This window comes from Wenyingzhuangia fucanilytica, from assembly GCF_001697185.1.
Classification (GTDB): Bacteria; Bacteroidota; Bacteroidia; order Flavobacteriales; family Flavobacteriaceae; genus Wenyingzhuangia; species Wenyingzhuangia fucanilytica.
The window spans coordinates 263,266-288,160 of the sequence record NZ_CP014224.1 but is presented as its reverse complement, the minus strand read 5'-3'; the positions used below and the strand labels follow the sequence as shown (position 1 = coordinate 288,160).

Annotated in this window: 23 protein-coding genes and 1 tRNA gene; 13 read left to right on the top strand and 11 right to left on the bottom strand. The window is 31.9% G+C overall.

Annotated features, from left to right (window positions below):
• The first annotated feature begins 35 nt into the window (after positions 1-35).
• From AXE80_RS01265 to AXE80_RS01220, 10 genes are all read left to right on the top strand, one after another.
• A complete protein-coding gene (locus AXE80_RS01265; RefSeq protein ID WP_068824107.1) occupies positions 36-998 on the top strand; it encodes an electron transfer flavoprotein subunit alpha/FixB family protein in 963 nt (320 codons plus the stop codon).
• 16 nt (positions 999-1,014) lie between these two features.
• A complete protein-coding gene (locus AXE80_RS01260; RefSeq protein WP_068824106.1) occupies positions 1,015-1,641 on the top strand; it encodes a bifunctional nuclease family protein in 627 nt (208 codons plus the stop codon).
• Between the two features lie 95 nt (positions 1,642-1,736).
• Positions 1,737-2,561: a thymidylate synthase gene (locus tag AXE80_RS01255; protein ID WP_068824105.1), complete on the top strand. Its 825-nt coding sequence runs from the start codon at positions 1,737-1,739 to the stop codon at positions 2,559-2,561.
• A gap of 10 nt (positions 2,562-2,571) precedes the next feature.
• On the top strand, positions 2,572-3,543 hold the full coding sequence (locus tag AXE80_RS01250; protein WP_068824104.1) for a hypothetical protein: 972 nt from the start codon (positions 2,572-2,574) through the stop codon (positions 3,541-3,543).
• 57 nt (positions 3,544-3,600) lie between these two features.
• Positions 3,601-4,086 (top strand): dihydrofolate reductase, encoded by a 486-nt coding sequence (locus AXE80_RS01245; protein ID WP_068824103.1) that lies wholly within the window; start codon positions 3,601-3,603, stop codon positions 4,084-4,086.
• A 52-nt stretch (positions 4,087-4,138) separates the two neighbouring features.
• Entirely contained in the window at positions 4,139-6,535 is a 2,397-nt protein-coding gene (locus AXE80_RS01240) for a TonB-dependent receptor (RefSeq protein ID WP_068824102.1), read from the top strand.
• A 90-nt stretch (positions 6,536-6,625) separates the two neighbouring features.
• Positions 6,626-8,536 (top strand): molecular chaperone HtpG, encoded by a 1,911-nt coding sequence (htpG, locus tag AXE80_RS01235; RefSeq protein ID WP_068824101.1) that lies wholly within the window; start codon positions 6,626-6,628, stop codon positions 8,534-8,536.
• 156 nt (positions 8,537-8,692) lie between these two features.
• Positions 8,693-9,502, top strand: coding sequence for a Cof-type HAD-IIB family hydrolase (locus AXE80_RS01230; RefSeq protein ID WP_068824100.1), 810 nt, complete (start codon positions 8,693-8,695; stop codon positions 9,500-9,502).
• A gap of 178 nt (positions 9,503-9,680) precedes the next feature.
• Positions 9,681-11,387, top strand: coding sequence for a solute:sodium symporter family transporter (locus AXE80_RS01225; RefSeq protein WP_068824099.1), 1,707 nt, complete (start codon positions 9,681-9,683; stop codon positions 11,385-11,387).
• 80 nt (positions 11,388-11,467) lie between these two features.
• The gene (locus AXE80_RS01220; RefSeq protein WP_169816798.1) at positions 11,468-12,157 is read left to right on the top strand and encodes a DUF4369 domain-containing protein; all 690 of its coding nucleotides are present in this window, start codon (positions 11,468-11,470) and stop codon (positions 12,155-12,157) included.
• Here AXE80_RS01220 and AXE80_RS01215 read toward each other — a convergent pair.
• Positions 12,147-12,602 carry a DUF4442 domain-containing protein gene (locus tag AXE80_RS01215; RefSeq protein ID WP_068824097.1) on the bottom strand — a complete coding sequence of 152 codons (456 nt, stop codon included), beginning with the start codon at positions 12,600-12,602 and terminating at the stop codon, positions 12,147-12,149. The genes AXE80_RS01220 and AXE80_RS01215 overlap by 11 nt on opposite strands.
• A 59-nt stretch (positions 12,603-12,661) precedes the next feature.
• On the opposite strand from AXE80_RS01215, the gene AXE80_RS01210 reads away from it, so the two are divergent.
• Complete coding sequence (locus tag AXE80_RS01210; RefSeq protein ID WP_206208130.1) at positions 12,662-13,012, top strand: DUF4870 domain-containing protein; 351 nt, start codon at positions 12,662-12,664, stop codon at positions 13,010-13,012.
• A 1-nt stretch (position 13,013) separates the two neighbouring features.
• On the opposite strand, the gene gldA is transcribed toward AXE80_RS01210, so the two are convergent.
• The gene (gene gldA / locus AXE80_RS01205; protein WP_068824095.1) at positions 13,014-13,907 is read right to left on the bottom strand and encodes a gliding motility-associated ABC transporter ATP-binding subunit GldA; all 894 of its coding nucleotides are present in this window, start codon (positions 13,905-13,907) and stop codon (positions 13,014-13,016) included.
• Between the two features lie 84 nt (positions 13,908-13,991).
• Here gldA and lipB point away from each other — a divergent pair, with 84 nt between their 5' ends.
• Positions 13,992-14,696, top strand: coding sequence for a lipoyl(octanoyl) transferase LipB (gene lipB / locus AXE80_RS01200; protein ID WP_068824094.1), 705 nt, complete (start codon positions 13,992-13,994; stop codon positions 14,694-14,696).
• Here lipB and AXE80_RS01195 read toward each other — a convergent pair.
• Positions 14,693-15,295, bottom strand: coding sequence for a ribonuclease HII (locus AXE80_RS01195; RefSeq protein WP_068824093.1), 603 nt, complete (start codon positions 15,293-15,295; stop codon positions 14,693-14,695). The genes lipB and AXE80_RS01195 overlap by 4 nt on opposite strands.
• 76 nt (positions 15,296-15,371) lie before the next feature.
• On the opposite strand from AXE80_RS01195, the gene AXE80_RS01190 reads away from it, so the two are divergent.
• Entirely contained in the window at positions 15,372-17,324 is a 1,953-nt protein-coding gene (locus AXE80_RS01190; RefSeq protein WP_083194438.1) for a putative porin, read from the top strand.
• Here AXE80_RS01190 and AXE80_RS01185 read toward each other — a convergent pair.
• From AXE80_RS01185 to AXE80_RS01150, 8 genes are all read right to left on the bottom strand, one after another.
• Complete coding sequence (locus AXE80_RS01185) at positions 17,321-18,841, bottom strand: hypothetical protein (RefSeq protein ID WP_157359316.1); 1,521 nt, start codon at positions 18,839-18,841, stop codon at positions 17,321-17,323. The genes AXE80_RS01190 and AXE80_RS01185 overlap by 4 nt on opposite strands.
• Before the next feature lie 2 nt (positions 18,842-18,843).
• On the bottom strand, positions 18,844-19,296 hold the full coding sequence (gene dtd, locus AXE80_RS01180) for a D-aminoacyl-tRNA deacylase (RefSeq protein WP_068824090.1): 453 nt from the start codon (positions 19,294-19,296) through the stop codon (positions 18,844-18,846).
• Complete coding sequence (gene rsgA, locus AXE80_RS01175; RefSeq protein ID WP_068824089.1) at positions 19,296-20,234, bottom strand: ribosome small subunit-dependent GTPase A; 939 nt, start codon at positions 20,232-20,234, stop codon at positions 19,296-19,298. The genes dtd and rsgA overlap by 1 nt, the downstream gene beginning before the upstream one ends.
• Before the next feature lie 137 nt (positions 20,235-20,371).
• The gene (locus AXE80_RS01170; protein WP_068824088.1) at positions 20,372-21,454 is read right to left on the bottom strand and encodes a bifunctional 3-deoxy-7-phosphoheptulonate synthase/chorismate mutase type II; all 1,083 of its coding nucleotides are present in this window, start codon (positions 21,452-21,454) and stop codon (positions 20,372-20,374) included.
• A gap of 18 nt (positions 21,455-21,472) precedes the next feature.
• Entirely contained in the window at positions 21,473-22,321 is an 849-nt protein-coding gene (locus tag AXE80_RS01165; RefSeq protein WP_068824087.1) for a prephenate dehydrogenase, read from the bottom strand.
• Positions 22,322-22,359: 38 nt separating this feature from the next.
• Positions 22,360-23,508 (bottom strand): pyridoxal phosphate-dependent aminotransferase, encoded by a 1,149-nt coding sequence (locus tag AXE80_RS01160; protein WP_068828581.1) that lies wholly within the window; start codon positions 23,506-23,508, stop codon positions 22,360-22,362.
• A gap of 2 nt (positions 23,509-23,510) precedes the next feature.
• The gene (locus AXE80_RS01155) at positions 23,511-24,326 is read right to left on the bottom strand and encodes a prephenate dehydratase (RefSeq protein WP_068824086.1); all 816 of its coding nucleotides are present in this window, start codon (positions 24,324-24,326) and stop codon (positions 23,511-23,513) included.
• Between the two features lie 406 nt (positions 24,327-24,732).
• A tRNA-Thr gene (locus tag AXE80_RS01150) sits at positions 24,733-24,809 on the bottom strand.
• Positions 24,810-24,895 lie beyond the last annotated feature (86 nt).

Below are 24,895 nucleotides of genomic sequence, written 5' to 3'. Positions count from 1 at the left end.
CCTTATAATATATAGGTAACTAAAAACATACAAACATGTCTGTATTAGTATACGCTGATAGTAGCGAAGGAAAATTTAAGAAAACTGCTTTAGAGGTAGTTTCTTACGGAAAAGCAGTAGCCAATCAATTAGACACTGAATTAACAGTAGTTACTGTAAACGCAACTCAACCCGAAGAGTTACAAAATTATGGTGCCAATAAAATATTAAATGTTAACAATAGTGACCTTAATGTTTTTAACGCAAAAATATACGCAGGAATTATTATAGAAGCTGCATTTACAAGCAATACCAACATTATTATTGTTAGCAGCAATACTGATGGAAAATATCTTGCTCCATTAGTTGCCGCAAGGTTTAACGCTGGATACGTTTCTAACGCAGTAGAAGTTCCAAGCAACACAAGTCCTTTTACTATAAAACGTAAAGTTTTTTCTAACAAGGCATTTAGCAACACCGTAATTACTGCAGATAGTAAAGTTATTGGTTTAGCAAAAAATTCTTTTGGAATTAAGGAGAACCCTACAACTGCAGAGATTGAAGAATTCTCTCCTGCTTTGTTAACTTCAAGCATCAAATCAGAATCTGTAGAAAAAGCTTCTGGAAAAATTGCCATTGCTGATGCTGATATTGTTGTATCTGGAGGTAGAGGTTTAAAAGCCGCAGAAAACTTTAAAATGATTGAAGATTTAGCAGAAGTTTTAGGTGCCGCTACCGCTTGTTCTAAACCAGTTTCTGACATGGGATGGAGACCACACGGAGAACATGTAGGACAAACAGGAAAACCAGTAGCCGCTAATTTATATATTGCTGTTGCTATTTCTGGTGCTATTCAACATTTGGCAGGAGTAAATGCCTCTAAAACCAAAGTAGTCATCAACACAGACCCTGAAGCTCCTTTCTTTAAAGCAGCTGATTACGGAATTGTAGGTGATGCTTTTGAAGTTGTTCCACAATTGATTGAAAAATTAAAAGCGTTTAAAGCAGAAAACGCATAATTGTTAAAGATAAAGAATGAGTTTAGTTCAGTTAGACATAAGAGGAATATCCTATAGCCAAACACAAACTGGTGCATATGCCCTAGTATTAAGCGAGGTAGACGGAGAAAGAACCCTTCCAATTGTTATTGGGGCTTTTGAGGCTCAATCTATTGCCATTGCTTTAGAAAGCGAAATAACGCCACCAAGACCTTTAACTCACGATTTATTTAAAACATTTGCAGAGTCTTATAACATTCGTGTAAAAGAAGTTATCATTCACAAATTAGTCGATGGTGTCTTTTTCTCTAGTATGATTTGTATTCAAAACGATGAAGAAAAAGTTTTTGATGCCAGAACTTCTGATGCAATTGCATTGGCTATTCGTTTTAACACACCTATTTATACTTACCAAAACATATTAGACAAAGCTGGTATTATTCTTAAACAAGAAGATTTTTCTGATGCACCAGAGGAAGAAAATCGAATTGAGGAAGAAGAGGATGAGATTACTGATTTGCTTAACAGTTCTAAACCAGAAGATTTAAAACAAGCATATCAAAATATTTCTACTCAAGAATTAGAAAAGAAACTAAATACTGCCATAGAAAAAGAAGACTATGAAACTGCAGCAAAAATTAGAGACGAACTAAACAGAAGATAACTGTTAATCGTATTTACATAAAATATTAAAAGTCGATACTCCATAAACGTATCGACTTTTTTTATAATTTTACACTCATCTTATTATATTTTACCATGAAACAATACTTAGATTTAATCAAGCACATTCAAGAAAACGGAGTACAAAAAGGAGACCGTACTGGAACCGGAACTAAGAGTGTTTTTGGTTACCAAATGCGTTTTGATTTATCTGAAGGTTTTCCAATGGTAACTACAAAAAAACTACACTTAAAATCCATCATTCACGAGTTGCTTTGGTTCTTAAAAGGAGAAACCAATATTGGATACTTAAAAGAACACAATGTAAAAATATGGGATGCTTGGGCAGATGAAAATGGAGATTTAGGACCTGTATACGGACATCAATGGCGTAATTGGAATAGCGAAGAAATTGATCAAATATCTGAGTTAATTGAAACCTTAAAAACCAATCCTAACAGCAGAAGAATGATTGTTTCTGCATGGAACCCAAGTGTATTGCCAGACACAAGTATTTCTTTTGCAGAAAACGTTGCCAATAACAAAGCTGCCTTACCTCCTTGCCATGCTTTCTTTCAGTTTTATGTTGCCGAGGGTAAATTGTCTTGTCAATTATATCAACGTAGTGCCGATGTGTTTTTAGGCGTTCCTTTTAACATTGCATCATACGCATTATTAGTTTTAATGATTGCACAAGTGGTTGGTTTAGAACCTGGAGAATTTATTCACACTTTTGGTGATGCTCATATTTACAACAATCATTTTGAACAAATAGCGTTACAATTAAGTAGGGATCCTAAACCTTTACCTAAAATGATTTTAAATCCAGAAATTAAAAATATTTTTGATTTTACCTATGAGGATTTCACTTTAGTAGATTATGATCCACATCCATTAATTAAAGGAAAAGTATCTGTATAAACATCGACAAATGAAACTTGTTCAGCTATCTGTATTACTATTATTATGTATTGCGTGTAAAAGCAAAAAACATATAGTAGATACTGTTCCCATTAAAGAACATAAAATACAACCTTTATTGATAAACGATAGCATTCAAAAGTTTATTGAAATTGATAAAAAAATCGTTGATAAAGTAGAAGGACATACCAGTTATGACAATCCTTTTACAAAGCACTTTAGAAAACACATCTCTACCAGAGCCTTAAAAAGTGTACAGTTTAAAGAATGGAGAAGAAAAATCTACATTGAGTTTTCTATTAACGAATGGAAACAAATCACATATATAGACACCAATACCTCTAGTAAAAAACTTGATAAGCAATTAAAAAAAGCTTTTAAAAAACTTGATTTTAACTTATTTGAGTTTCCAGAATACGACTCTCGATACAAATACACTTTGGTTGTAATTCAAGAAGACTACAAAGGAGAACCTATTGTAAAATGCAGTGAAAAAGTAATTGGATACACTCCTCCTGTTTTTGAAATATGTAAAAACGAAACTACTTATCAAGGGCTTAATAATTGTAATTACATATACATATCAAACTATATGTATAATAAAATAGACCTTTCATTGGTTACTAATGATGATATTGACTACAAACACCAAGTACTGCCTAAATTTATTATTGATAAAAACGGTAAAGTAATAGCTGCTAAAATTGAATCTCAAAACAAGGAATTGATGGAAGATTATTATAAAAATCTTAAAACACTTCCTAAAGCAGAAAGCCCAGCAAAAATTAACGGAGAACCTTATTACTTTGGTTACACCTTTCCAAATACCATTACTAATTTGGTAAGGAATAATGAAGGATTTAAAAAATACTTTTTATACGAAAAAGACAACGGTAAAGGTTTAATAGAAAATGTTAAAAGCTACATCAATCTTTTAATCCTAAAAAAAGAACAAGAAAAAATTTACCGTGTAGGTTTTTAATATTCCTAATTATAAATCGTAAAATCATATTATATTGCAGCCGATTAAAAAAAGTATATGATTACACTAATTGCTGCCATAGGAGACAACAACGAGTTAGGAAAAGACAACGACTTAATTTGGCATTTACCTGCCGATTTAAAAAGATTTAAACAAATAACTACTGGTCACCATATTATTATGGGACGTAAAACATATGAGTCTATTGGTAAACCTTTACCAAACAGAACCACTATTGTTATTAGCCGAAATAAAGATTATAAGGTTGATGGTTGCATTACAACTCACTCATTAGAAAGCGCTATTGAAATTGCCAAACAAGATGATAATGCCTTTGTTATTGGTGGAGCTAAAATTTATGAAAAAGCAATCGACATAGTAGACGAACTAGATATTTGCGAAGTCCATAATTCTTTTGATGCTGATGTATTCTTTCCTAATATCAATCCTAATATTTGGGAAGAAACAAAAAGAGAAGAGTTTAAGTCAGATGAAAAGAATATTTACGACTACAGTTTTGTAAAATATAGAAGAAGAAATTAAACCTTTACCAATTTCTCAGGTCTATACTTATCAACTGCGAGAAATCTTCGACATGAATAAAATTTTATTACTACTTACCCTATTTACACAAATTGCATTTTCACAAACAGGAAAAAACTACATTTCAGGAATCATTATTAACAAAAACACCAATGAACCTGTTCCTTATGTTACCGTGTACGCTAAAAGTGGTAATGAAATTAAAACCAATTTATCTGATGAGTTAGGAGCTTTTAGTATACAGAATCTTAGTAACAAGCAATATATATTAACCATTGAAGCTATTGGTTATAAAACCATCAACAGAACTATTAACTTTAACGGAAGTTCTTTTGTTGACCTTAAAAAAATATTGATAAACGAAAATGTAGAAGCTTTAAATACAGTCGTGATTAGAGCGGAAACTTCTACTGTTACTCAAAAAATTGACAGACTTGTCATTAATGTTGGAAAAGATTTAACCTCCGTAGGGGCTGCTGCTGCAGATGTATTAAACAATGTACAATCTGTTTCTGTAGATCAGCAAACAGGAGAGCTTTCTTTACGAGGTAACACCAATGTTAGAGTCTTAATTGACGGAAAACCCACCAATATTCCAACAGATCAATTATTACAACAAATTCCCTCTAGTACTATTAAAAATATTGAGTTAATTACCAATCCATCCGCCAAATACAATCCAGAAGGAAATAGTGGTATCATCAATATAGAATTGATAAAAAATTCTCGATTAGGTATTAATGGTAGTGTTTCATCTACCAGTCAATACGGAAGAAACTTTACTCAAACAGGAGGTGTTAATCTAAATTATAAAACCAAACATGTAAATTTCTACGGAAACTATAATGTTAACGGCGGAAAGAAAAATACTTTTGGAAGTTTAGAGCGAAGAAGCCCAAGTACAAATTATCAAGACATTGACGGAAATGATGATTTTTTAAATCAGCTTTTTAAAATTGGTGCCGATATAGACATCACTAAAAAAACTAGTTTTGGAATTTCTACCTCACAAAGTTTTGTTGATTTAGATTATCAAAACAACACCAAAATATCGGATACTCAAAACTCACCAATACTGAGTGACAATCAATTTACTTTTACAAGAAAACCAAAAAATCAAACATATAACGTTGGTATTTACCAACAATTTGGAGAAGATAAAGACCATATGTTAAGTATTGAAACCATGTACAGCAAACGTACACAACCAGAAAACAGTAATTGGGCAAACAATATTTCTCCAAATGATAAAAGCAGTAATTACACCGAAGATATCTCTAACAATAATGATTTAACGTTAATCAACTTAGACTACACCAAACCTTTTGCTAAAGACAGTTATATTGAAGCTGGTTTGGAACTTAGAGAAGAAAATACTGATAATCAAAACTTTTCTACCCAAGAAGTTTTAGACAGCAATAGTAATACTGTATCAAGAGATTTATCAAATTTTACTTATACTAGAAAAATATATTCTGCATACTTTAACTATAAACAACAGTTTAATGCTTTAGGAATTCAAGCAGGATTAAGAGCAGAATCATATAATATTAATGGAGATTTTCACACAGATGTAGACAATCAAAATAGCAGCATTAACCAAAAAGTTAATTCTTTATATCCATCATTTTTTGCAACATACGAGTTAAATGATGACAATCAAATTCAGTTGAGTTATTCTCGTAGGGTAGATAGACCCTCTATCAAACAAGTTACTCCTATTCGTTCTTGGGGAACTCCTTTGGTGGTTTCTAGAGGAAACCCAGATTTAAAACAAGAATTCACCAATTCTTTAGAAGTAAGATATAATCGTGAAGTTGGTATCGGAAATGTTTCTGCCACAGCGTTTTTTAGAAACACCAAAGATAATATTAGCAGAACGGTATCTGTAGATCCTACCCAACCTGATAGAGCTATTTTATCATATGACAATTTTGATGATACCAATAGTTACGGGTTTGAATTAGCCGCTTATTTACGCATACAAAATTGGTGGCGTTTAAATGCTAGTACAGATTTTTATACTAGAAAAATTAAAGGATTTGTAGCAAATGAAAACAGAAGTGTAACCAACAATCGTTTTAATTTTAGAGCGAGTAACACCTTTACCGCAACCGATAAATTAACTTTTCAATTATCTACTATGTACAGAGGAGCTAGCGAAAGTTTACAAAGAACCAGAAAACCAATGTACATGGTAAATACAGGTGCTAGTTACAAAGTATTAAAAGACAAAGGAACACTTTCTTTAGGACTATCAGACATCTTTAACACCTTTGGAGTAAAGTTTAGTTCTGATGCTCCATTTGATCAAGATGGACAATTTAAATGGGAAAGTCGTAAAGTAACTTTAGGATTTGTATACAACTTTGGTATAAAACCTAAGGAAAAAGAAAGCCGAAGAAATCAACAAGATCACGAAGGAGATTCAGGTGGCGATATGTTTTAACCACTGACAACCTGTCATTATTATTCTTTTGGTATTCTATTTGTTTAAAGCTTAGCACAGATTTTAAACAATTAACATAAATATATTATTATGGCTAAAGGAAACATTAATGTATCGGTAGAAAACATCTTTCCATTAATTAAAAAGTTCTTATACTCTGACCACGAAATCTTTTTACGTGAGTTAATTTCTAACGGAACAGACGCTACTTTAAAATTACAACACTTAATTACTATTGGAGAAGCAGAAGGTGTTGAATTAGGGGATGCTAAATTAGAAGTGAAAATTGATAAAGAAGGTAAAAAACTTCATATTATCGATCAAGGTTTAGGGATGACAGAAGATGAGGTTGAAAAATACATCAACCAAATTGCCTTTTCTGGAGCTGAAGAATTTATTGAAAAATACAAAGACAAAGTAGAAGACTCAGGAATTATTGGTCACTTTGGATTAGGATTCTACTCTGCATTTATGGTTGCAGAAAAAGTAGAATTAATTACAAAATCTTACAAAGATGCTCCTGCTGTAAAATGGTCTTGTGATGGTTCTCCAAACTACGAACTAGAACAAGTAGAAAAATCAGAAAGAGGAACTGAAATTATTTTACATATTGCAGAAGATTCTTTAGACTTTTTAGAAGAATCTAAAATCTCTGGATTACTTACTAAATACAACCGCTTTAACCAAGTGCCAATTAAATTTGGTACTAAAAAGGTAAACGACCCTAACTTTGAGCCAAAAGTTGTTAAAAAAGAAGACGGTACCGAAGAAAAAGAACCTCACAAACAAATTGATGTAGATAACATCATCAACAACACAAATCCTGCATGGACTAAAAAGCCATCAGATTTAGAAGGTGATGATTATAAAAACTTCTATCGTGAATTGTATCCAATGCAATTTGAAGAGCCATTGTTTAACATTCACTTAAACGTAGACTATCCATTTAACTTAACAGGTATTTTATACTTTCCTAAGTTGTCTAAAAACATGGATATGCAAAAGGATAGAATTCAATTATACCAAAACCAAGTATTTGTTACAGATAATGTAGAAGGAATTGTTCCTGATTTCTTACAAATGTTAAAAGGTGTTATTGATTCTCCAGATATTCCATTAAACGTATCTCGTTCTTACCTACAAGCCGATGGTGCTGTTAAAAAGATTTCTGGATACATCACTAAAAAAATTGCAGACAAATTAAGTTCTATCTACAAAAAAGATAGAGAAGCTTTTGAAGGTTACTGGGATGACATCAAAGTTATTATTGAGTACGGAATGTTATCTGACGAAAAATTCTTTGAAAAAGCTAACAAATTTGCCTTATACCCAACAACAGATGGTGGTTATTTAACTATAGAGGAAATCAAAGAGCAATTTAAAGATGCTCAGACTGACAAAGATGGTAAATTAGTAGTATTGTACGCAGCTAACAAACAAGCACAACACAGCTTTATTCAATCTGCTAACGACAAAGGATACAAAGTATTATTACTAGACTCTCCAATTGTTTCTCACTTAATTCAAAAATTAGAGCAAACTAACGAGAACGTAACTTTTGTACGTGTAGATGCTGACCATGTTGATAATTTAATTAAGAAAGACGACAACGTAATTTCTAAATTATCTGATGAAGAAAAAGACAAGTTAAAGCCAATTATTGAAGCTGCTGTACCTAAAGAAAACTATACTGTGCAGTTAGAAGCTATGGATTCTAACGCTTCTCCATTTATAATTACCGTTCCAGAATTTATGCGTAGAATGAAAGAAATGAGCGCTACTGGAGGTGGTGGAATGTTTGGAATGGAAAACATGCCAGAAATGTACAACTTGGTAGTAAATACAAACAACGAATTGGTTTCTGATATTTTAGCTGCCGATGAAGACAAACAAAAAGCTTTAATTTCTCAAGCTTTTGATTTGGCTAAATTATCTCAAAACCTTTTACATGGTGAAGAGTTAACCAAATTCATCAAACGTAGTTATGAACTAATCAAATAATTTTTTTTGATTAAAACCACATCCAAATTTAACAGCCTTTATCATTTTTTTGATAAAGGCTGTTTCTTTATATCATATTTCCCTTCTTTATTTTGATTTTCTCCCCTAATTATTCCATCAAAAAGTTATTTTTGTCTAATCTCAAATCTAATCATTATGGACATCAAAATAGCATTTACTGACATTGACGGAACTTTATTAAACTCAGAGCGCGAAGTTTCTGAAATGTTAAAAGAACAAGTTGCTAGAATTACCGAGCAAAATGTTCCTTTTATTTTAATCTCCTCTCGTATGCCTTCGGCTATGACGCATATTCAAAAAGATTTAAATATTGAAAATCTACCTTTAATTTGCTACAATGGTGGTTTGGTATTGGTTGATGGTGAAGTAGTTGATGACATTTCTATTGCTCCAACTATTTTAGAAGATATTGCAGACTTAAATAAAGAAGGTAAATTTCATATCAGTTTATACAATCATGATGATTGGTATGTTCCCTCTATGGATTTTTGGGCAAAAAGAGAAGAACAAAATACCAAGGTTACTCCTATTGTAAAATCTACAAAAGATGTTATCAATTTATGGATTAGCGAAGAAAAAGGAGCACACAAAGTAATGTGTATGGGAGATAAAGAACACATGGATTATGTGTATTCTGAATTAGGAAAACTTCATGGTGATAAACTACATTTATATCGTTCAAAAGATACTTATATAGAAATTGCCAATAAAAATATTTCTAAACTTACAGGTATTCAGGAATTATTAGCTTGTAAATATCCACATCTTACTCTTGAAGATTGTATTGCTTTTGGAGACAACTATAATGACATTGAAATGTTAGAAGCAGTAAAAATTGGTGTGGCTGTTGGAAATGCTAAAGAAGAGGTGCTATTAATTTCTAATGCTGTTTCGGATACTAATAAAAGAGATGGTGTAGCAAAGGCCATCAAAAACTTTATTTAACCCCCTGTTCTGTTTAAATACCTACCAGTATTGAAAATTAACTTTTTTAGTTCATTTTTAGGCAATAAAGCAAAAAAAAAGGGATATTTCTTTAATATAACCTTAAAATTACTAATTTGCCATCCGTAAAAAGTTACACCATAATACTAATTTAACTATATTTAATACTAATTCAACTATGATTTTATCAATAGCATCATTTTTGGGCTTTACCCTATTAGTAGCCCTTATTGCATGGCTTGCAACAAGAAAAAATGTTAACTCTTCTGATGGATATTTTTTAGGAGGTAGAAGTTTAACAGGACCCGTAATTGCAGGATCATTATTATTAACAAACTTGTCTACAGAGCAAATTGTAGGACTAAATGGAGCAGCTTTTGAAGAAGGAGTTGTTGTAATGGCTTGGGAAACTTTAGCCGCTATCGCGATGGTTCTTACCGCTATGTTCTTGTTACCTAGATACTTAAAAGGAGGAATCACAACAGTACCTCAATTTTTAGAAAACAGGTATGATAAAATGACTAAAACTTGGGTTTCTGGATTGTTCTTAAGTGGATATGTAGTTGTTTTATTACCAATTGTATTATACTCTGGAGCATTGGCTGTAAACACAATGTTTGATGTCCCTACCGCTTTAGGTTTAGTTATTCCAGAAAATGTAGCTAGTACTTTAAGCCCCGCTGAATTATTAGATTTACAAAGAGAATATGACTTTTTAGCTTTATGGCCTACTGTTATCTCAATTGCATTTATTGGTGTTATATATGCTGTATTTGGTGGGTTAAAAGCTGTTGCTGTTTCTGACTCTATTAACGCCATTGGTTTATTAATTGGTGGATTGGCTATTCCTTTATTTGGATTAATGGCTATTGGAGATGGTTCTGCATTAGCAGGAGTAGATAATTTAATTACAGAATTCCCAGGAAAATTTAATGCCATCGGAAGTCCAGAAGCGTCTGTTCCTTTTGCAACCATATTTACAGGTTTAATGTTGGTACAAATGTTCTATTGGGGAACAAACCAAGCTATTATTCAAAGAGCTTTGGGTGCTAAAAACTTAGCCGAAGGTCAAAAAGGATTATTAATTGCTTCTTTCTTAAAAATATTAGGACCTTTAATGTTAGTCCTACCTGGAATCATTGCTTTTTACATGTCTCAACATCCAGAATCTTTTGACTTTTTTGCTGGAGGAAACAGTATTTATAAAGATCAAGCCTACCCATTATTAGTAAAACAAGTATTACCTGCTGGAATGGTTGGTTTTTTTGCTGCTGTATTGTTTGGAGCTATCTTAAGTTCTTTTAACGGAGCATTAAACTCATCTGTAACTATTTTTGGTTTAGATATTTATAAAGCACATATTAACACTGAAGCTTCTGAAGCTAAGGTTGTTAAAATGGGACAAACTTTTGGTGTATTTTTAGCTATTGGTGGGGTTTGTATCGCTCCTTTCTTAATTTATGCTAAAGGAGGTTTATTTAACTATTTACAAGAAATTAACGGATGTTACTCTATTCCAATCTTTACAATTATTGTAGTAGGATATATAACAAAACGTGTTCCTGCACTTGCTGCTAAAGTTGGATTGGTTTCTGGTGTAGTTTTATACACAATTAGTCAATTTATTTTAAAGCCTATGGTTGTAGAATCTGGTGGAACTTACCCTCACTTCTTACACGTAATGGCTATCTTATTTGTTCTTAACATTGTAATCATGTTAATTATCGGTAAACTTAGACCTAGAGATACTGACTTTATACAAGAGTACACTGAGCAAGTAGATATTACTCCTTGGAAGTATTTAAAACAAGTAAGTACTGCAGTAGTTATTATTGTTGTGTTAACTTACATGTACTTTAGCCCATTGGCAGACTTCTTAAAATAAGAATTTGTATATAATATTCAAATAGATATATTTGTAACCCCACTACTTTTGTAGTGGGGTTATTTATTTTACCAATGATTATGAAAAAAATTATTTCTTTAATAGCTATAGCTACATTCTTTATTAGCTGCTCTAAACAAAACAATGCCAACTTTAATATACACGGTAAAATAACCGGTTTAAAAAAAGGAACTATTTTCTTAGAAAAGCTAGATTTAAACGGAAGCCAAGTACTAGACTCAGTATATATTGATGATGCTCAAGAAGTTTTTTCGTTTTCTGAAAACATTAAAGAAGCTGATATGTTTGCAATATCGCTAGACAAATCTTTAACGAGAAGGATTTTATTCTTTGGGGAACCTGGAACTATCGATATTGAAACTGATTTAAATAAATTTATCTCAAAAGCAAAAATCACAGGTTCTAAGCAACAAGATTTATTAATGGAACATGATAGTTATACCAAAGAAATTCAGTTCCAAAACCTAGACCTTATTAAAGAAAAGTTTGAAGCTCAAAAAAATGGAGAGTTAGACAAGGTTGATGATATCAACAACAAATACAATCATAATTTAAAACGTATATATTTATTTTCTGCCAACTACGCTATCAACAATAGTAGCAATGTAATTGCTGCTTATATAGCCGTTACTAGAATGGACAATGCTGCTCCAAAGTTAAAAAAACAAATATATGATGCTTTAACTCCTGAGGTTAAAGAAAGTAAATATGGATTACTTTTAAAAGAAGAACTAGACGCTAGGCTTTAATTTTTATACTCCAATAAAACTCAAACTTAGCTACTTCATCACCACTTTCATCAACGCCAATACTCTCTAAAGTAAAGGCTACTCCTTCTTGGGTTTTTATAGCGGTATGTATGTGTTCTTTAATATCATCTCCTCCAGTACAGGTAAAACGAATTTCGCCCACAGCTTTTTTCAAAAACTGAGCATTCATCCCTACAACCAAAGTAGAGAATTTATGCTTATTTTCTTGAGTTTGTTTTAGTATTAAAGTCCCTGTAGATAGCTCTGCAGCCATTGCCAAGACTGCAAAATAAATAGATTTAAATGGATTTTGATTAATCCACTTAAATTTTACTTTAGCCACAGCAGTACTATCATTTAACGTTAACAACCTTACACCACACAAATAAGCAGATGGTAGCTTGTATAAAATAAACCTGTTAAATTGTTTTACAGTAAGTTTCATAGTATATTTATCAGCAAGGAAAAGATACACAAATAAAATTCAAAAAAAATAAAGTTATGATGGATACTCGTACAGAAAAAGTTTTAGCAATGATTTTACACTTATCAGCTTTTTTAAGTGGCGTTTTTCCAATCGTAATTCCATTAATTATATGGTTATTAAAAAAAGATGAAAGCCAATTTATAAATGAGCATGGAAAATCAGCATTAAACTTTCAACTTACCATGTTAATTATTGGTGCTGGAGCAATCGTTTTTACTTTATTTACTTTTGGTTTAGGAGCTTTTATACTAATCCCCCTAGCCATTATACTAGGTTTGTTTTCTTTAATTTTTGTGATTATCGCAACTATTAATGCTAGCGGAGGGTTATTATATAAATACCCGATTAGCATAGAATTGATTAAATAATCTACGCTGTTACTTCTTTAAACAAAGTTTCTAAAGTTTTGTTTTTGGTATTCATTTGTAAAATTTTTAATCCTTGGGTTTGAGCAAAATCAAAAATGGCAGCACGTTGATCTTTTTGGGTATCAAAAGTTAACTCCCATTCATTATCGTGATAATTTACCCAAGAAACTAAATTTGAAATTTGTTTCACAAATTGTTCTTCAATTTTAAAATCAAAAGTAACCTGTATAATTTGTTGTTGACCAGCTTTTAGAGTTGATAGTTTTTCATCTACCCTTAAATTTCCTTTATTAATGATGATAACTCTATCGCAAACTGCCTCTACTTCTTGCATAATATGCGTGGAAAACAATACTGTTTTTTCTTTTCCAATTTCTTTAATCAAAGCTCTTATTTCTAAAATTTGATTAGGATCTAAACCTGTGGTAGGCTCATCTAAAATCAACACATCTGGATTGTGAATTAAAGCAGCAGCCAATCCAACTCTTTGTTGATATCCCTTTGAAAGTTGATGTATTTTTTTTGATGCTTCGGCTGTCAAACCTGTTCTAGAAATCACTTTATCAATTTCATTTTTATCAACTTCATGAATTTGAGCGACAAATCTTAAATACTCCTTTACAAACATATCTTTATACAAAGGATTGTGCTCTGGCAAATACCCAATATGTTTATTTGTTTTTTTCTGATTATAAATCACAGGAATATCATTAATAAATAATGCTCCCTTGGTAGGCTTTATATAACCTGTTAACATTTTCATCAAAGTAGATTTCCCTGCACCATTTGGCCCTAAAAAACCAACTATTTCTCCTTTGTTAATTTCAAAATCTAAACCATTTACTGCAATTTGTTCACCGTATTGTTTAGAAACATCAACAACCTTAATAGACATCTTCTTTCCTTTTATAAAGTTAAAGGTAGTAATTCTAAAAAATTAGTAGTGCATAATTCAACGAATATTCAGAAATTAGCAGAAATGAAAAACAAGCTCGTTACATACCAAAACATTGGTAAAAAAGGATATAAAGAAACTTGGGACTATCAAGACCAATTGTTTCAAGAAATTATCCAATCTAAAATGGATAATCGTAAAAACAACACAGAAAAACCTACCAAAAATTACTTCTTGTTTGTAGAGCATCCACATGTCTACACCCTTGGTAAAAGTGGAGATATTTCTAACTTATTGCTAAACGAAAAACAATTAGAAGCCAAAGGAGCTACTTTTTATAAAAGCAATAGAGGTGGCGACATTACTTACCACGGACCAGGACAAATTGTTGGCTACCCTATTATAGATTTAGATAATTTTTTTACAGATATCCATAAATACTTACGTTTTTTAGAAGAAGCTGTTATTTTAACATTAGCAGAATACGGAATAAAATCTGAAAGAAGTTCTGGAGAAACTGGAGTTTGGTTAGATGTTGGAACTCCATTTGCTAGAAAAATTTGCGCCATGGGTGTTCGTAGTAGCCGTTGGGTGACCATGCATGGATTTGCCTTAAACGTTAATGTAGATTTAGGATATTTTGACAATATTATTCCTTGTGGAATCAAAGGAAAAGCTGTGACTTCTATGGAAGCAGAACTAGGAAGAAAACTAGATATTAAAGAAATTCAAGAAAAAATATTACATCACCTTGGTCAACTTTTTGAATGGGAATTAATTGAGTCTTAAAACAAACTCAACTGATCATCTGGCAACAATTTAAAAGACTTTCTATGATGCTCACAACTACCCAACTCTAAAATAGCTCTTCTATGTTCTTTTGTTGGATATCCTTTGTTTTTCTTCCAGTTATATGCAGGGAAATCTTCGTGAATTTTTTCCATATAAAAATCTCTATAAGTTTTTGCCAACACAGATGCTGCAGCTATAGATAAATACTTACCATCTCCTTTTACAATAGTTTCACTAGGGATGTCTTGATAGGGTCTAAACTTATTCCCATCAACAATAATAAAATCGGGTTTAATACTCAATTTATCAATTGCCCTGTGCATTGCTGTAATAGATGCTTGAAGGATGTTTATTTCATCAATCTCTTGTTGATTTACAAAAGAAACGCCAAAAGAAACTGCTTCTTTTTCTATAATGGGCAACAATTTTTTTCGCTGATTTTCCGTTAACTTTTTAGAATCATTTAATAAAGGATGATTAAAACTTTCTGGTAAAATAACTGCTGCAGCTACCACTGGCCCCGACAAACAACCTCTACCAGCCTCATCTGTTCCTGCTTCTAAAAAATGTCCTGAATAATTTATTTTTAATCCCATATTGATACTTGTACTGCCCAATATTAATCAAACTAATTCGTTTAAAAAAATTACCTTTGTCTTGCAATTATTGAATATGAAAAAATACATCTTCCTTTGGATAGCTTTTATAAATCTACTACCTATATTTTCTCAAGAAAATGAAATTGTAGAAACTAAAATAGAAATACAAAAAGAACAAACATCTAAGGATATGCCTTTAGATAGTATTAGAAACATGTATGGAGGTAGATATGTTGATTATAAAATGATTACCTATGATTTAGACACTATACAGATAGACACTATTTTAAGCATCCAGAAGTATTTTGCTCATAACTACACTCATCAAGATGATTTTGAATGGCTAGCGTTTGCCAATCAAGGGCAAACCTTTAATAAATTAGGTTATGATTTAATCAACAATCAAATCACCCCTAAACTTGGAGTTACAGCAAAACAATATAATTTTTATAAAACTGAAGATGTTAATTACTATCATGTTCCCACTCCTACTACAGTTTTAAACTATCGCTCTGGTTTTACAGGACAATATTTAAACACTTTGTTTACCACTAATTTTGGAAAGCACAATAATGTTGCACTTAACTATAAAGGATTAAGATCCCAAGGAAATTATCAACGAGAACGAACAAGCCATGTTAATTTTAGTTTTATTTACAGCTATTTTAACCCTAGTAAAAGATACCAGTTTAGAACACATATTATCTCTCAAAAATTAAGCAATTTTGAAAACGGAGGGTTAACTGATAGCTCTGTTACGGAGTTTAAAAATGACAATCCTGACTTTTCTGTAAGAAGTAGAGTAAATGTAAACTTATCAAGTTCTGAAAGTCTCTTTAAATCTACCAGATATTATTATGAACACGAGCTTAGAATTTTAAATTCAAAAGATAGTTTAGATCAACACTTAACCAATTTAAAATTAGGACACCATATTAGTTACGAAACCTCAAAATATAGTTTTGAGTCTGAAGACACCCAATATTTTGATGACAACTCTAATATTTACGGAACAAGAACTAATGATGTTACCAATGATAAAACCGACTTTTCTGAAACAGAAAACCAAGTCTATTTAAAATTTAACTCTCCATGGATTTTAGGAAACTTTAAAGTTTTTAGTAGCCTTTATAACTTTAAGCAAACCTATGATAACTCATTAGTAGTTGGGTCTAATATTATCCCAAAAAGCAAAACAACAAGTTATACTTCTGCCGGAGCTAATTGGAATGGAAAACTAAAAGGCATCTTTTTAAATACCTATGCAGAACAAGTTATTAGCGGAGGTGATTTTGGAAGTAACCTGCATATAAATGCTGGTTTTAAACTTAAAAACAATACTTTGGCCAGAGCTGGTATTCAGTTAAAAACTGCTGCTCCAAATACCAATACGATGTTCTATCAATCTAATTTCAGTAATTTTAATTGGAACCAAAGTTTCGAAAATATTGTGTACAGAACTGTATATGGAAATATTAAAACTAAATGGATTAATGCTGATGCTTATATCCATCAAATAAAAAATTACACTTATTATAACAGCAACAGTATTGCAAGTCAAAATACCGAAACAATTGACTATTTAAAAATAAAAGTAAATAACGAATTTAAATTCGGAAAGTTTAGGTTGAACAACACGCTTATGTATCAAAAATTAGCTCGTGGTAGTGCAGTTTTTAGAGTACCTGAATTTGTGACTAGAAACACTTTTTACTACGAAAATTATTTCTTTAAAGGGAAACCTTTATTAGCGCAAATAGGTGTTGGATTTAAATACTTTACCAAGTACTATGCAAATGCTTTTAACCCCGTATTAAACGAATTTTACATTCAAAATGACACAAAAATAGGTGATTACCCTACCTTTGATGTATTTGTAAATGGAGAAGTAAGACGTACTAGAATTTATTTTAAAGTAGAAAATATTACAGCTTCTTTAACAGGAAGAAATTACTTTGCTACTCCAAACAATCCTGCTAGAGACCTTTCTATTAGATTAGGATTAATTTGGAATTTTTGGAACTAATTTTTTACCAATTGGCTAATATTTAACTTTATACCAGCATCTACCAAAACAGGTGTAAAGTTACCATCCACAGCTCTTACCTGCCCTGCATTTAGAATAAAACTCCAACGATTATTAATTTGTTTTTCTAATCCTAAAGTATATTGATAAAGCATACCACTACCTAAATCAATTCCTCCTCCTCCTCCTGCACCTAACAAACCTTTTGCCGTAGCGCTCCAAGAACTAGTTATAGGATAATAATACTGTAATCCCAACCAACCTTCAGCATAGGCTCCATAACTCCCTTGATAAGCCCAAACAGTAGCTCCTACAAGACTAAAAGTGTTGTTTAATCTTTTTTCTAACTCAAATCCAACAGAATTAAAAACTTTATCGTAATCTCTTCCATTTTTATCTTTTTTATTCGCTGAAAAATAAGCTCTATTATAAGTAGTAAAACTAAAATTTTCCTTTTTTAGATTACTTGATTCTATCAATTCAATAGAATTTATTTTAGGATTTTTATACAACTTAAATCTCTTACCAATAGAAATATCTAAATGATTAGATTCAAAATTCCCATTTGGAGCATAGGTATTTCCATAACTTACATTTAATAAATAATCCGAGAAATGAAATCCTGTTCCTACTTCTATTTGAGTGGCAAAACCACCTCCAAACTGAACATTTCCTCCACCAGCTCCTCCCACCAATCCTTTTACATCAAAAGAAAACCAAGGCGTTAAAGGGATTTCATAACCTACCCCAGATAAAAGCATCATAAAACCATCTACCTCACCAATAAAAGCACCACCAAGTTTTAAAATACCATAAAAATTATTGTGATAACCTGTTTTAATCATTGCTCCTAATAAAGAAATACTCGGTGCAGATTTATCAACTATAACATCTGATTTTAAAGGACCTTTTTTATAATTTAATAAATTCATAGAAAGACCACTAATTTCCACAGTGTTAAAAAAGGCTGTAGCACTTCCTGTTTTAGTTGTATTGATGCTATTGGCTATATAGGCATCTGTATTAATTGTTGCTCCTACATTAAAATTAAAACTATTAATAGCGCCACTAGGAAAATCAACCAAAGAAAGTCCAGCTCTTAAAGATATTTTTTTAGTAACAAAAGCTTCCAAATCCAAATGGGGTCTCACCATTAATCCACCACCATCAGGAGCACCGCTTCCACCACCTCCTCCTAAAAAAAGACCGGCATCATAAAAAAGCCAATCTTTAACAATCGTTTTTTGAATTCCTGCAGTAATTCCAAATACAAAAAGACCTGATCTAATTCCTGTTAAAGCTGAATAGGAGTTTACACCAAAATACCATTTAGGCGCATTTGATATCAATCCAAACATTTCATACCCATGCCCTACAAAACCAATATTAGGCTCTCCTTGCATTCCAACAATTTCTGCTGATAAACGAATTCTAGAGGGTAATTTTTCTACTTGAAATTTTTCTTGAGAAAAGCTCAAAAATGAACAGAATAATAAAATGCCAAGTATTTTCTTCATAACTATTCTTTATTGTGCGAATCCATTATAATGGTAACAGGTCCATCATTAACCAAAGCAACTTTCATATCCGCCCCAAACTCACCACTCTGAATTTCTTTTTGTAATAAATCTTTCAAACGATTTTTAAAACTTTCATAGAGAGGAATAGCTACCTCTGGTCTCGCTGCCTTAATATAACTAGGTCTATTTCCTTTTTTAGTTAAAGCATGTAACGTAAACTGACTTACTACGATTATCTCACCATCAACATCTATTAAAGATAGATTCATCAAACCTTTATCATCTCCAAATATTCTTAATTTGATGATTTTTTGACAAAGCCACTCAATATCTTCTTGAGTATCTTCGGGAACAATTCCTACCAACACTACTAATCCTTTAGCTATTTGAGCTACTTTTTGTTGATTAATAGTAACGGATGCCTCACTAACTCGCTGAATAACTACTCTCATTACTTAAAAGTATCTTGTCTGTAATGTTCCTCGTCTTCACTTAATAATTGAAGATAACTTTCATATCTAGTTTCTGATATCTCTCCGTTTTCCAAAGCATCTTTTACAGCACATTTTGGTTCATTAAGATGCAAACAATTGTTAAACTTACAATCGGATTTTAAAGCAAATAATTCTGGAAAATAATCTGTCACCTGATATTTATCAAAATCTACTACACCAAAACCTCTAATTCCTGGAGTATCTATAATATAGCCTCCAAAAGACAAAGGATACATTTCTGCAAAAGTTGTAGTATGCTGCCCTTGCTGATGTTGTTCAGAAATTTCTTTTGTTTTTAAATCTAAAGTTGGTTCTAAAGCGTTTACTAAGGTAGATTTTCCTACTCCAGAATGACCTGCAAACAAACTCACATGATCTTTCATTAAATCTTTAACAAGATTGATATTTATTTTTTGGGTAGCAGAAACATCAATACACTTATAACCAATACTGCTATAAATATATTTAAACGCTTCTCGATATTCATCCATTTCTTCGTCATGCGTATCAACCTTATTAAACAATAAAATAGTTTTAATACTATAGGCTTCTGCCGTAGCTAAAAATCGATCAATAAAAGTAGTCGTAGTTTCTGGATTATGAAGGGTTACAATTAAAAAAGCAATATCAATATTAGATGCAATGATATGGGTTTGTTTAGATAAATTTACAGATTTACGAACGATGAAATTTCTACGTTCGTGAATTTCTTTAACAACTCCTGTTTCTTTTTTAGGCTCTAATTCAAAAGAAACCTCATCTCCAACAGCAATGGGATTGGTACTTTTAATTCCCTTCATTCTAAACTTTCCAGGAATTCTACATTGATGCACTTCTCCGTCTTCAGTTCTTACTGAATACCAACTTCCTGTAGATTTTGTAACAATTCCATTCATACCGTAAAAATAGTTGTTCCTACTTACTTATTCTATCGGAAAGATAAAAAAGTTATTTGTTTCTTAAATTAGGGTAAATAAAAAACGAGAACAAGTTTACCTTGTTCTCGTTTTTAAATATTATAAAGAATTTTTAATTACTTAGAAGTAACTATTTCTTCTTGCTTGTTGATAGATTCTTGGTGAATTGCTTTAAAAACAGATTCGATAAATTCTTGGCTTAAACCAGATTTTTCTCCAACAGCTACCATGTTCTGTAAAATTTCTCCCCAACGAGCATCTTGTAAAACAGAGATATTCTTAGATTTTTTAACCTCACCTATTTGAGCAGCAACTTTCATACGCTCAGCTAAAGTATCAATAATGTGATTGTCAATTACATCAATCTCAGCTCTTAACTGCTGTAATTGATCTAAAGTTTCTCCTTCAGCTTTAGGCTTACGAACTTTTAAATCGTTCATAATCTCAACCAAACGAGCTGGAGTAATTTGCTGTGCAGCATCAGACCAAGCGTCATCTGGAGTAATATGAGTTTCAATCATCAATCCTTCAAAGTTCAAATCTAAAGCGATTTGAGAAATTTCTTGGATTCCTGTTCTATTTCCACAAATGTGAGATGGATCGTTGATGATAGGTAAATCTGGGAATTGACGTTTCAATTCAATTGGCAATTGCCATTGAGGAACGTTTCTGTAACGAGTTTTCTTGTAAGAAGAGAATCCTCTGTGAATAACTCCTAAGTTTTTAATATTTGCTTTGTACAAACGCTCAACTCCACCTAACCACAAAGCTAAATCTGGGTTGATTGGGTTTTTAATCAAAACAATTTTATCAGTACCTTCTAAAGCGTCTGCTACTTCTTGAACCGCAAATGGGTTTACAGTAGTACGAGCACCTAACCACAAGATATCAACATCAGCTTCTAAAGCTAATTTTACGTGAGCTACATTTGCAACCTCAACAGCAGTTAACAATCCTGTTTGTTCTTTCACCTTTTTTAACCAAGGTAATGCTACAGCACCAACACCTTCAAAACCACCTGGTCTAGTTCTTGGCTTCCAAACACCAGCTCTAAATACAGTTACATCTGTATCTTTTAATTCGTGAGCAATTTTTAAAACTTGCTCTTCTGTTTCTGCACTACAAGGTCCAGCAATTACTAGAGGATGATCTAATTTCATATCATCCAACCACGTTCTTAATTCTTTTTTGTTTTCCATCTTAGTAATTATATACTTTTATTTTTGAATTCCTGTTAATACTTCTTTTATATGATTGGTTTCCAACATTGTTTGTTGCAAACCTTTTTTATCTTCTTCTATAATTAAATTCTTAAATGCTGTTAAATTATCAATATATTCATTTAATGAACTTAAAATATTCTCCTTGTTTTCTATAAAAATAGGAGTCCACATGTTAGGAGAACTTTTTGCCAAACGTACGGTAGATTCAAAACCAGAGCCTGCCATGTCAAAAATATTCTTCTCGTTCTTTTCTTTTTCCAACACCGTTTTACCTAACATAAAAGAACTAATATGTGATAAGTGCGAAACATATGCTATATGCTTATCATGTTCTGCACTATTCATAAAAATAGTTCTCATGTTTAAAGCATTAAAAATATCTAATACTTTAGTTACGGCTACCTCACTGCTTAGCTCTTTATCACAGATGATATTTACTTTATCATCAAATAAATGATAGATAGCTGCTTCTGGTCCAGAATGTTCTGTACCCGCTATAGGATGAACGGCCACAAAATTAGTTCTTTTTTCGTGATTTTCAACTGTTTTGCTCAGTTTCTCTTTGGTAGAACCCATATCAAACACAATTGTATCTTTTTTAACTGTATCTAACACATTTATTGCCAAATCTGGTAAAAAATTGACAGGAACAGCCAAGACAACCACATCACTATCAGCAATTTGATTAAAGTCTACTATCTTATCTATTATACCTAGTGCTAATGCTTTTTGGGCATTAGCTACATTGGCATCGATTCCGTGAACAGTATACCCTAAACGTTTCTTTAATTCCAATGCTAAAGAACCACCTATTAACCCTAAACCAATTACTGTTACTAACATCTTTTTAATACTCTATCTATGCTTTATCTATACTCTATCTATGCTTTAACCCTAGCTAAAACTTGTTCCAGATTTTCTTCTGAAACACATAAGGATAATCTTATATACCCTTCTCCATTACTTCCAAAAATAGATCCTGGAGTAATGAACACATCTTTTTCATACAACATTTTATCTGTCATTTGTTCTGATGTGATTCCTTCTGGCAATTTTGCCCACACAAACATTCCAACATGTGTTTTATCATACACACAGTTTAAACTGTCTAATATTTGACACACAATTTCTCTGCGTTTGTGGTAATGTTCATTAATGCTTTTAAACCAATCTTTTGATAGGTGTAAAGCCTCAATAGCTCCTTTTTGAATTCCGTAGAACATTCCAGAATCCATATTACTTTTTACTTTTAATACTTGATCTAAATATTCTTTAGCCCCAACAAACATTCCAACTCGCCAACCAGCCATGTTAAAACTTTTACTTAAAGAATTTAGCTCTAAAGCTACTTCTTTAGCCCCTTCGTAATTTAAAATACTTTCAGGATTATCGTTTAAAACAAAACTGTATGGATTATCGTTTACTAATAATATTTGATGCTTTTTAGCAAAATTGATTAGTTTTTGGTACACCTTATTTTTAGCTGTTGCTCCTGTTGGCATATGAGGATAATTGATCCACATGATTTTAACTTTTGACAAGTCTAACTTTTCTAAAGCCTCAAAATTTGGCAACCAATCCTTGTCTGCAACTAAATCATAAAAAACAGGTTCTGCTCCTACCAATTTTGTTACTGATGTATAAGTTGGATAGCCTGGATTTGGAATTAATACTTGGTCTCCAGGATTTAAAAAAGCCATAGAAACGTGCATGATTCCTTCTTTAGACCCCATTAAAGGCAATACCTCTGTGTCTGGATTTAAAGCTACCTTAAAATTAGTTTGATAAAAAGAAGCCATGGCTTGTCTTAAGGCTGGTAAACCTTGGTAAGACTGATATCCATGTGCTGAGCTTTCTTTTGCCGCATTACTTAACGCCTCTAACACACGTTGGTCAGGGGTTAAATCTGGACTACCAATTCCTAAACTAATGATTGGTTTACCTGCTGCTTTTAAGCTTGCTACTTCTCTTAATTTTTTTGAGAAATAGTATTCTTTTACATCGTCTAATCTATTTGCTACCGAAACAATCATTACTTATTGTTTTTATATTCACCTAATATTTTTAAACTCGATACTTTACTTCTAATATCTACCATTGCATTTTTATACTCTTGATAATCGTCAAAAATTAAATCTGCAAAAAAGGCATATTCCCAAGGGGTTTCTATAATAGGTAAAGATTGTATTTTTGATAAATTGACCTTATGATTTGCCAATAACATCAACACTTCTCCAAGAGAACCACTTTCATCTTTTAAAACAAACTTTAAAGAAGCTTTGGTTACCTCAGGGTTGTTTAACGATTCTTTTTTTTGCAAAATCACAAACCTTGTAAAATTATTTTTGATGGTTTGGATTTGTTCTGCAATCATTTCTAATCCATAGATCTCCGCTGCCTTAGCACTAGCAATTGCTCCTACTTTTTTTAGTTGATTTTCTTGAATTCTCTTAGCTACTTCTGCAGTATCCGCATCTTCAATCAACTTGATGTGTGGGTGATTTTTAAAGAAACTTCTACACTGTAACAAAGCCATAGGATGAGAATATACTTTTTTGATATCTTCTATCTTCTGATGATTCATCACCATTAAATTATGGTTGATTCCTAAATAATATTCCCCAACCATTGCTAAATTATACTCGTCAATTAAAGAGTAATTTGGAAGTATTGCTCCGGCTATAGAATTTTCAATTGCCATGACTAAATAATCCGCTTTTCCACTCAATACAAGGTCTGGCATTTCTCCAAATGTCATACATTCTATCAACTCAATATCTTCTCCAAAATAGTTCTCGGCTACAATGTGGTGGTATGACCCTTTTATTCCTTGAATTGCTATTTTCATTTTCTTTTTTTAACAAAAAAAAAGTCTCGATAAATCGAGACTTCTAGTTATGCTGTTTTATATAAAATTAACACACGAAAAGTCTCTTCTCTTCCATAAAGAAGAAAAAATAATAAAATCCGTTAGTGTTAAATAATTTCATGTTCGTATTATAATAGGGCAAATGTATTAATTATATCTACAATAGCAAATATTATTTTGTTTTTTTTGTTCTGTGTACTTCTCTATACTCATTTATTTCATTGCATTACATAAATGCACTCGAAGTGACAGGGGAATGATTTTCGGGATTCGGTTATCGGTGAGCGATGGGCTATGTTCGGGGTTCGGTGGGCGATGGACGATGAGCGGTGTATTATTAATAAATTTGGGGATAAAAAAAAGAGACAACTTTCGTTGTCTCTTTTGGAGCCGATAATAGGACTCGAACCTACGACCTGCTGATTACAAATCAGCTGCTCTAGCCAGCTGAGCTATATCGGCGTTGCGGGTGCAAATATAGTTGGTTTTTACAATTCACCAAACAATTTTATTAAAAAAATTCACTTTTTTTTAGGCCTAAAAAAACC